The sequence below is a fragment of the Actinoallomurus sp. NPDC050550 genome (assembly GCF_040655075.1).
GTDB lineage: Bacteria > Actinomycetota > Actinomycetes > Streptosporangiales > Streptosporangiaceae > Actinoallomurus.
The window spans coordinates 34530-41876 of sequence record NZ_JBFAJC010000083.1; the positions used below are offsets into that span (position 1 = coordinate 34530).

Sequence of the window (7347 nt, forward strand, 5' to 3'; positions counted from 1 at the left end):
ATCGAGGCGGGGCGGGGACCAGGTTGCAGCCGTTGGGGAAGACGTCGGCCATGGTGACCTTGAAGCGGGTACCGCCTTTGAGTGCCATGCAGTGCTCTCCTTGATGTCGACCCCCCTAGACAGATGCGAGTCCGTCGGTCCCGTCGACGGTGTCTAGGGGGCTATGCATCCAAGGTACGGTCCGACTTGGCGAACTGTCTAGGGGGGTCGACAAATTCTCGGATGGGCGTGTTCAGAGCAGGCAGTACACGGCCGTGGCGTCGTCGCTGGCCTTGCCCCGCGGCCACCGCTCACCGTGTAGGTCGCTGTCTTCAGCGGCGCGAACCCGGCGGATGAGCTCGGCCGGGCCGTCGTCGGCGAGGATCTTCAAAGCGTCGGACCAGTCGGTAAGGCCGAACCGGTCGACCAGGCGACTCGCGCCATCGCTGAGCAACGCGACCGCTCGGAGTCGATCGGTCGGCAACGAGCCGGTAAGGGCATGCGCGGCGGCGGCCGGGTCGGTACTGGCGACCCAGAAGCCGCCGTCGGTGTTGCGGTAGGAGCCGAGCTTGTGCGCGTAAGCACAGCGGGCTCGGGTATGTTCCGGGCTTCCGGTCGGCAGCGCGTCCATCTCGGCGCGCAGGCTCCGGCTGATGCGAGCCAGCCGGTCATCGGTCACGGCGACCGGGTCAGTGTCGAGGACATCGAGCACCAGGACCGAGTCCGCGAGCACCAGGTACTCCAGGTCATCGCCGGTCCGTCGAACGGCCGCGACGGTCGCGGACGGCGTGTTGGTGTGAGTGAGGTCGCAGGCGTCCCCGTGCAGGGCGGCTAGTCGCTCGATCGCCGTTGCGAGCGCGTCGGCGAGAGGCCGACGGGGCGTGGCGCCCGCTTCGATGAGGAACTGAGCGCCGAGCTGGCGGGCGTACCAGGCCACCCCATGTGAGCACCCAGATTCGACCCCTGGGGGAGTACCCGCCCCGTCCAGAAGCACGACGACGTCATGCGATGCGGCGGCGAAGTCCTCGTTCGACCGGTCGGCCGAGCCGGGAACCGATGCAAACGAGGCGCGCATTTACAGGTCCTCGTGCTGATACAGCGGCGTCAGCAGCTCGACCTTGGCTGGCTCGTGGGTGTCCGGGTCGTAGTCGACTCCTACGACGACGGAGAACGGCCGGTCACCGACCTGGCCCCACAACGTGGCGATCTCGGTGGCGAGCAGATGCACGACTCCAAGCGAGCCGGGCGGATGAACACCGGCGATCGTCAGCACGGTGCCCTTCCCGTCCGGGCGAGGGAGCCTGCCGAGGTAGCCGATGTCATGCGGCCTGGCTGGGTCGGCGTCCGAGCCCGACCGCAAGGTCTTGTCCGCCTTGGAGTCGTACAGCGTCCACGTGCCCTCCGTCGAGCGCCGCCAGGACAGGACCGGGTCCTTTTCGTACGTCTCGCGCACGGCGTCGGACATGCGCGGGCCGCAGATGACCAGCAGGCCGGAGCGGTTGAGGTCGATTTCTCCGTTGACACCGACGTGTTCGGAGCCGGCCTCCAGGTCGAAGGTCCGGGCGAGGTCTTCCAGCCGCTTGCCTGCGGTCAGGTCATCCAAGGTGACATGGCTGCGACCAGTGTTCGGGTCCGGTCGCAGGGGAGTAACCACGGTCACGGCCCCAGTGCCGAGGAACGCCCCTTCGGGGGCCGGACCGGTATGGCGGATCTGGTGAATACGTCCCCGGCTCAGGCCGGCCTGCTTGGCGATCTGCGCGTACGAAAGCCCCTGACTGTGCAGATCCTGGATGACCCGCCGCCGCAACCGCGCCAGCTCGGTCACCTCCTGCTGTGCCATCGCGAGGCGTTCGGTGGCGAGGCGAAGCAGCACGAACGGATCCTTGGTAGCCGCAATGCGGTCGACCTCATCCGACATGCCACCCTCCTCGATCCACTGGACCGAGTCTAGGGGGATAGACAAAACAGGCCTAGAAGAAGGGCCGATCAGACTGCTCCGGAGCCGAGGGACGCCCCGCGGACTCACGCCCGATCGACCCCATCGACCAACGCCCACACCGTGCAGTGCGACCCTTCGTAATGGTGTCCCCAGTCCTTGACCACCAGGGACATGAGCTGCAGGCCGCGACCGCCCTCGGCCGAGTCGTCGGCCACCTGGGGGACGGGCGTGGTGATGCCGCCTTGGTCGGTTACCGAGATACGCGCCGCCGTGTCGAAGAGGATGACGGTCACCCAGAGCATTCCTCCGGGCAGGCCACTCCGGGTGTGCTTGATCGCGTTCGTGGCCAGTTCACTGACGACGAGTTCGGCGCGCATGGCCATCTCGGGGTGGAGATCGTGCAGGTAGGCGGTCACGAAGCGGCGGGCTTCGGTGACCGAGGCGGGCAGGCCGGGGAGACAGCGGGTCCAGGGTGGCCTCACGGCGCACCTCCCTGTCTAGGGGGCTATGCACTGGACACCGAGAGTATTCCTGCGTATGCCTATGCCTCAAGGAATCAGAGGCATTATGCCTCTACCTTCCTGCGGACCACCGTTCGTAATCCTGGGCGATCCGGGACACAACCTCCCGCATCTCCTTCCCGACAAGCGCCACCTCGCGGAAGGCTGCGAAGGTCTGCCGGTAGATCGCGATCTCCTGCTCATCGTTCACCACTAGCTCGCTAACGAAGGTCTCAACTCTGACCGCCGACTCGTCGTAGATCACGAAGCCATGCAACGGGAAGGTCGGTACGATCGCCGACCACGGCACGACACCTACCGAGATGTTCTCCAGCGTTGAGACGTCAGCGATCTTCGCCAGTTGCGCTCGCATCACATCCGGCGAGCCAGGCCAGGTGCGGAGTGCGCTCTCCGTTAGCACAAATGAGAAGCGTCGGCTCTGCTCGTACAGCAAGCCCTGACCTTCGATGCGCGCCGCCGTTGCTCGAGCTACGTCTTGCTCATCGTCAAACCGGGCCGCCTTGAAGGTTCGACGGGCATACTCGGCCGTCTGCAACAGGCTTGGGATCAATGCAGATTGGAAGCACTCGACCGCCGTAGCCCCTCGCTCGTGAACACTTATGGCCTCTTGCCGAGCGAGGGCCGCGTCACCTATGCGTCTGAGTGTGCTGATCTCTGCGTCGATCCGCTCCAACAGACTCATCAACTCGTCGCGCACGTCCTCGTCCACGCCAAGCGCTCCCGCCAGCGCGCTGATAACTTCGCTGCTTGGAAGCATCCGCCCAGTCTCGATCTTCGAGACCGTAGGTTGTGTTACGCCCGCACGATCGGCCAGTTGCGCACCGGTCAACTGCGCCCCGCTGCGTAGCGCTCGGATCCGTTCACCCAACTCTCGAAGTCGTTCCTGTCGGATCTGCTGCATACCCAGGGTCTACACCATCGGATGAGTAAAGCGGCCAGGCAAGGATGAGATGCCGGCGAGCCTCAGACCTGGGCAGCTCAGCGTGATGGCCAGTTGCGCCTGCGAAGCCCCTCTGGCGTCGTGGGGAATCTTCGGCCAGGTTGCGGGTCGTTGGCGGTGCCAAACGTGCTCATACAGTGCAAAGCGTATTGGTCTTGCAAGTGCCGCAAAGCGGCTTAGATCAGGTAGCATCGTCTCCTTGTCGAGTGCCCTAGTGCGCGACTCCCAGGGGGATGTAGTGGCCGTCGGCGGGATTGAAGATATCCCTGACCTCGATTCTTTTGAAGGGGCACTAGACTTCGCGTGGCGGCGATTCCTCAAAAATCAGGATGAGGTTGAGCTGCCCGATGTAATCCGGCTAGCGGACATCGAGTATCAGTGGGATATGTACCGGCGTCACTTTGTCGAAATGGTGGAAGGCGGCGGCTACACCCCAGGCTACGTAGAAGTGGTTGATCTCCCTAAAGATGAGCTGACCGTTAGGCCTCTCGCAAGGCTACGCATAGAGGATCGCCTCTACTATGAAGCATGCGTATTCTCTATGGTCTCGAAGATTGACATCGAAATTCCCAGGGTCGTTTACAGTTATCGCTGGTCCGATTTCAAGGGTGATCTTAGGCGTCCTGTTGGTTCATGGGTGCGCATGCGAAAATATGGCCGCACGTTCAATCAGAGGCATCCGGCTCTTCTCATGGCTAGAACTGATGTATCGGCATTCTATGAAAATATCAACGTCGGTATCCTCGTTCAGGAGTTGCGGCAGCTCAAAGTCGATGAACAGATGCTCGTGCGACTTCATGACTTTTTGCATACGTTCCAGGAAATGAATCACGTCTGGGGGCTGCCGCAAGGATGTGATGCGTCGGGCATACTCGCTAATCTATATCTCCTTCCGGTTGACAGAATCATCACCCGCAGTGCATTGCAACACATGAGGTACTCTGATGACATCTTCATCTTCGGGCCGGATCGGGAGATACTTCGCCACTGCTTGCTTGAGGTTAATCGAGCTATGAGAGGGCGTCGCTTGAGTATGTCTGGCCATAAAACTGAAATATTCGATGCGAAGGACGTCCCGCAAGTTTTCGATGACATGGAAAAAGATGCAATCCGATATAACGCGAATATCGGCTCTGATTCTGCTCCAGCTGAAGTCCGCAAGTATTTCGATCAAGCTACGGAAGGTGTGGATATTAACGAGCGAGATGCTAGATTCAGTCTAAATTTGCTCAAAAAACTCGACGACCCGTACGCGATCGATTGGATCGTCCGAAACTTCGAGCATGTGCCACAGATGGCGCAGGATCTCGTTAACTATCTAGAGCACTTCGCAGGGTACCCTGACAAGGTGCGTCGATTCTGTACGGAAGCTATATCGAAGAGAGTATTTAAAGGTTATCCGTATGCTGAGCTGCATATTCTCGGGTTCATGATGCGACAAGACATGCATAGCTTGCAGGCCTACGAAGCGGCTTGGGGGATGCTGCGAGATAGGAACGAAGAAACATTCTTGCGAGAATATGCGGCGAGATATGTCGGGCGGAACGCACGTCCAGGGGACGGTGCTCTACTTAGGCAAGAGTTTCGTCGTGACCCTTCCTTTGCATTGCGTCGAGCGCTACTCGTAGCGATATACGAGACACGTCAAGACGATGCCTCATGGTTTGGTCGTGCCGCGCAGGCGGTGCCCGACCTGCGCTGGGTGTGTCGATATCTAGAAAGCGAACCGGAAGTTCCGCTGCCGCCCGCACGGAGGTACCGTGGTTAATGCTGATGAAGTAAAACCACTCCTGAGGGAGATGGACTCTCTATACGAGGATGCCACGTATACGGCAACGGCCTATTTTGAGGCAGCGAAGGCTGCGGAGTTTTGGGGTAAGCTGATGGTTTTCCTGCCTGCTTTGATATCGGCATTGGCGGGTTTCGCTGTGGCCCTCAACGCGTCGAATAAGTTTGGAACACTATCCGCAATATCGGGTGCGGTGGCAGCAACTGGCGCATTCTTGGGCGCGGAACGAAAGGCGCCATTCTACAAAGACAGCGCCCGACTGTTTACTCGATTGAGGCATAATGTCAGGCTTGAACGCAGAGTTGCATTGCAAGCTCAGTCGTACACTGACCTGGAGGCTGTCGTGCGGTCTTTGCGTGCCGAATACAATGACTTGGTTCTAAAAAGTGAACCGACGTCTAATCGACTGTTCAAAAAAGCTCAGAAGCGAATAGCTGCTGGGGTTATGGCCTATACCGATGACACTCAGTCCAGCGGCAAGTAGCTTGGTACGAATATTGACGGCAAGAAGGCGAGCTTGCCTGGTCTGCGATCAACCTCGAAACGTTGCCGAATCTTGCTGTATTAGATCAAGGCGGCGGCGCAAGCGCCGCCGCGGACCGCCCGCTCCGGCACGCCCTACGGGCGTGCGGCGTGGGCGCCGGTCCCTCCGGCCGTGCCGATCGGGCGGTCCACCGGGCAGACAGCCGGACTTGTACTACCGCTCCGTCTTCTCCCACACGGGCACCGATGGCAAGCCACGCTCTGCCCGTGCCCGATCCGTCATCTCCTGGATCAGGGTCGTCTTCGCTCGCGCATAGTCGCCAGGAGCGACCCTAGCTGCGGCGATCTCCCGCTTCAGCCGGGCATACCGCTCGACGTCGGCTGGATGGTCGCGTAGGTAATCGCGCAGAATCCGCTGGTTGCGGGTTGGCCAGCTCTCCAGCGTGACCACGTGCAGGATGTGACTGCGCACGCCGCCGGCGGCGCGCACGTACAGCAGACGGTCGACCATGCCGTTGAAGTGACGGTGATAACCCAGCTCTGCCAAAACCTCCTGGTGCCGCTCAACAGTCTCCAGATCAGTGACCGCAGCCATCAGATCGATGATGGGCTTGGCCGCCAACCCGGGCACAGCAGTCGAGCCGATGTGCTCAATCTCCGCCATGAATCCAGGCAACGCCTGCTCCAGCTCCTCAATCGCAGCGGCAGCCAAAGCTGGCCATGCCGGATCGTACGCAACGACTCGGATGGTCGGCCTCGCCATAGGCGCCATCTTGTCATCCGTACGAACGGCCCGTTCGGCGGCAGCTCCAGATCACACGGTGCTGCTCAGGCGCCTCCGGCGGGGGCGCTTCCGGCTCCGGGATGGGAGCTATACCGAGCACAGGTGGTCAGTGGTGGAGGTGGAAGCCTGGTCATCCCGTCTGCCGTCGTCCCAGAACGAGCCGAGCAGACCAGGCCCCAGGGGTGAAGGTCGTTCGTCCGGTGGGGCGCTCCACCTTCACCCCTGGGGCCTGGCCCGCTCCCCGGTGGGTGGGACGACGGCAGACGGGATGACCAGGCAGGTGCTGCGGTTGCCGAAACCGACTTGCTGGGTTCGCTTAGCGATCACAGGATGGTGAGCGTGAATTGGCTGCACTTCGTCATTGGCCTCGGCATAGCGATCCGCGTTCTGTGGTGGGTGGTGAAGCGGGTGGTCCCAGACGAGGCCCAGGATCGTGCTAGCGCCGGTCCGAGGGGGCGAGGCGTAGCGGTCGGTGGGACCTGCCGGTGTGGTCGCGGTCGAATCAGGGTTAGTTTTTCACCGATCTATGGCGACTTCCTCGGATGCACTGAATGGCTCCCAGACGGCAGCGGTTGTAACTACGCCTGGACAATCGATGGACGTCGGCTTCCGCGCTATCGCTGAGCAGGTCATCGCCTACGGCGGCAACAAGGCCAAGATCCGGAAAATATGCGGAATGCGCCGACTGCATCGAGTGAGCCGACTGAGGATTCGTGCAGGTCAGCGGGGGAGTAGCGCCAAGATCCATGGCGTCCTGTAAATCCGTCGGCTTAGCCTACCCAGGTTCGAACACTGGACCCGCCACGGCAGGCAGAACGGCCCTTCACCAGCGGTGACACTGGTGAAGGGCCGTTTCGCTACCGTCCGGCTGCATCCGGCTCGCGGCGGCCGTCGACGGCTGGCTGGGTCCAA

General features: G+C 61.4%; 7 protein-coding genes. 2 read left to right on the plus strand and 5 right to left on the minus strand.

Annotated features, from left to right (window positions below; translation table 11 throughout):
- Positions 1-232: 232 nt before the first annotated feature.
- The 4 genes from AB0I04_RS51540 to AB0I04_RS51555 all read right to left on the minus strand — a co-directional run bounded on the left by AB0I04_RS51540 (position 233) and on the right by AB0I04_RS51555 (position 3340).
- Entirely contained in the window at positions 233-1054 is an 822-nt protein-coding gene (locus tag AB0I04_RS51540) for a protein phosphatase 2C domain-containing protein (RefSeq protein ID WP_360903087.1), read from the minus strand.
- A complete protein-coding gene (locus AB0I04_RS51545; RefSeq protein ID WP_360903090.1) occupies positions 1055-1897 on the minus strand; it encodes a sigma factor-like helix-turn-helix DNA-binding protein in 843 nt (280 codons plus the stop codon).
- A gap of 104 nt (positions 1898-2001) precedes the next feature.
- On the minus strand, positions 2002-2400 hold the full coding sequence (locus tag AB0I04_RS51550; RefSeq protein ID WP_360903093.1) for an ATP-binding protein: 399 nt from the start codon (positions 2398-2400) through the stop codon (positions 2002-2004).
- Between the two features lie 91 nt (positions 2401-2491).
- The gene (locus AB0I04_RS51555; protein WP_360903096.1) at positions 2492-3340 is read right to left on the minus strand and encodes a helix-turn-helix transcriptional regulator; all 849 of its coding nucleotides are present in this window, start codon (positions 3338-3340) and stop codon (positions 2492-2494) included.
- 253 nt (positions 3341-3593) lie between these two features.
- On the opposite strand from AB0I04_RS51555, the gene AB0I04_RS51560 reads away from it, so the two are divergent.
- Positions 3594-5147, plus strand: a complete 1554-nt coding sequence (locus AB0I04_RS51560; protein WP_360903099.1) for an RNA-directed DNA polymerase — start codon at positions 3594-3596, stop codon at positions 5145-5147.
- Complete coding sequence (locus AB0I04_RS51565) at positions 5140-5652, plus strand: hypothetical protein (protein ID WP_360903102.1); 513 nt, start codon at positions 5140-5142, stop codon at positions 5650-5652. The genes AB0I04_RS51560 and AB0I04_RS51565 overlap by 8 nt, the downstream gene beginning before the upstream one ends.
- A 213-nt stretch (positions 5653-5865) precedes the next feature.
- Here AB0I04_RS51565 and AB0I04_RS51570 read toward each other — a convergent pair whose 3' ends face one another.
- The gene (locus AB0I04_RS51570) at positions 5866-6414 is read right to left on the minus strand and encodes a GrpB family protein (protein WP_360903105.1); all 549 of its coding nucleotides are present in this window, start codon (positions 6412-6414) and stop codon (positions 5866-5868) included.
- Between the last annotated feature and the right edge of the window lie 933 nt (positions 6415-7347).

Bases quoted from the DNA above. Each gene is read 5' to 3' on its own strand.
- AB0I04_RS51540 (WP_360903087.1), bottom strand. From the start codon at position 1,054: ATGCGCGCCTCGTTTGCATCGGTTCCCGGCTCGGCCGACCGGTCGAAC.
- AB0I04_RS51545 (WP_360903090.1), bottom strand. From the start codon at position 1,897: ATGTCGGATGAGGTCGACCGCATTGCGGCTACCAAGGATCCGTTCGTG.
- AB0I04_RS51555 (WP_360903096.1), bottom strand. From the start codon at position 3,340: ATGCAGCAGATCCGACAGGAACGACTTCGAGAGTTGGGTGAACGGATC.
- AB0I04_RS51570 (WP_360903105.1), bottom strand. From the start codon at position 6,414: ATGGCGAGGCCGACCATCCGAGTCGTTGCGTACGATCCGGCATGGCCA.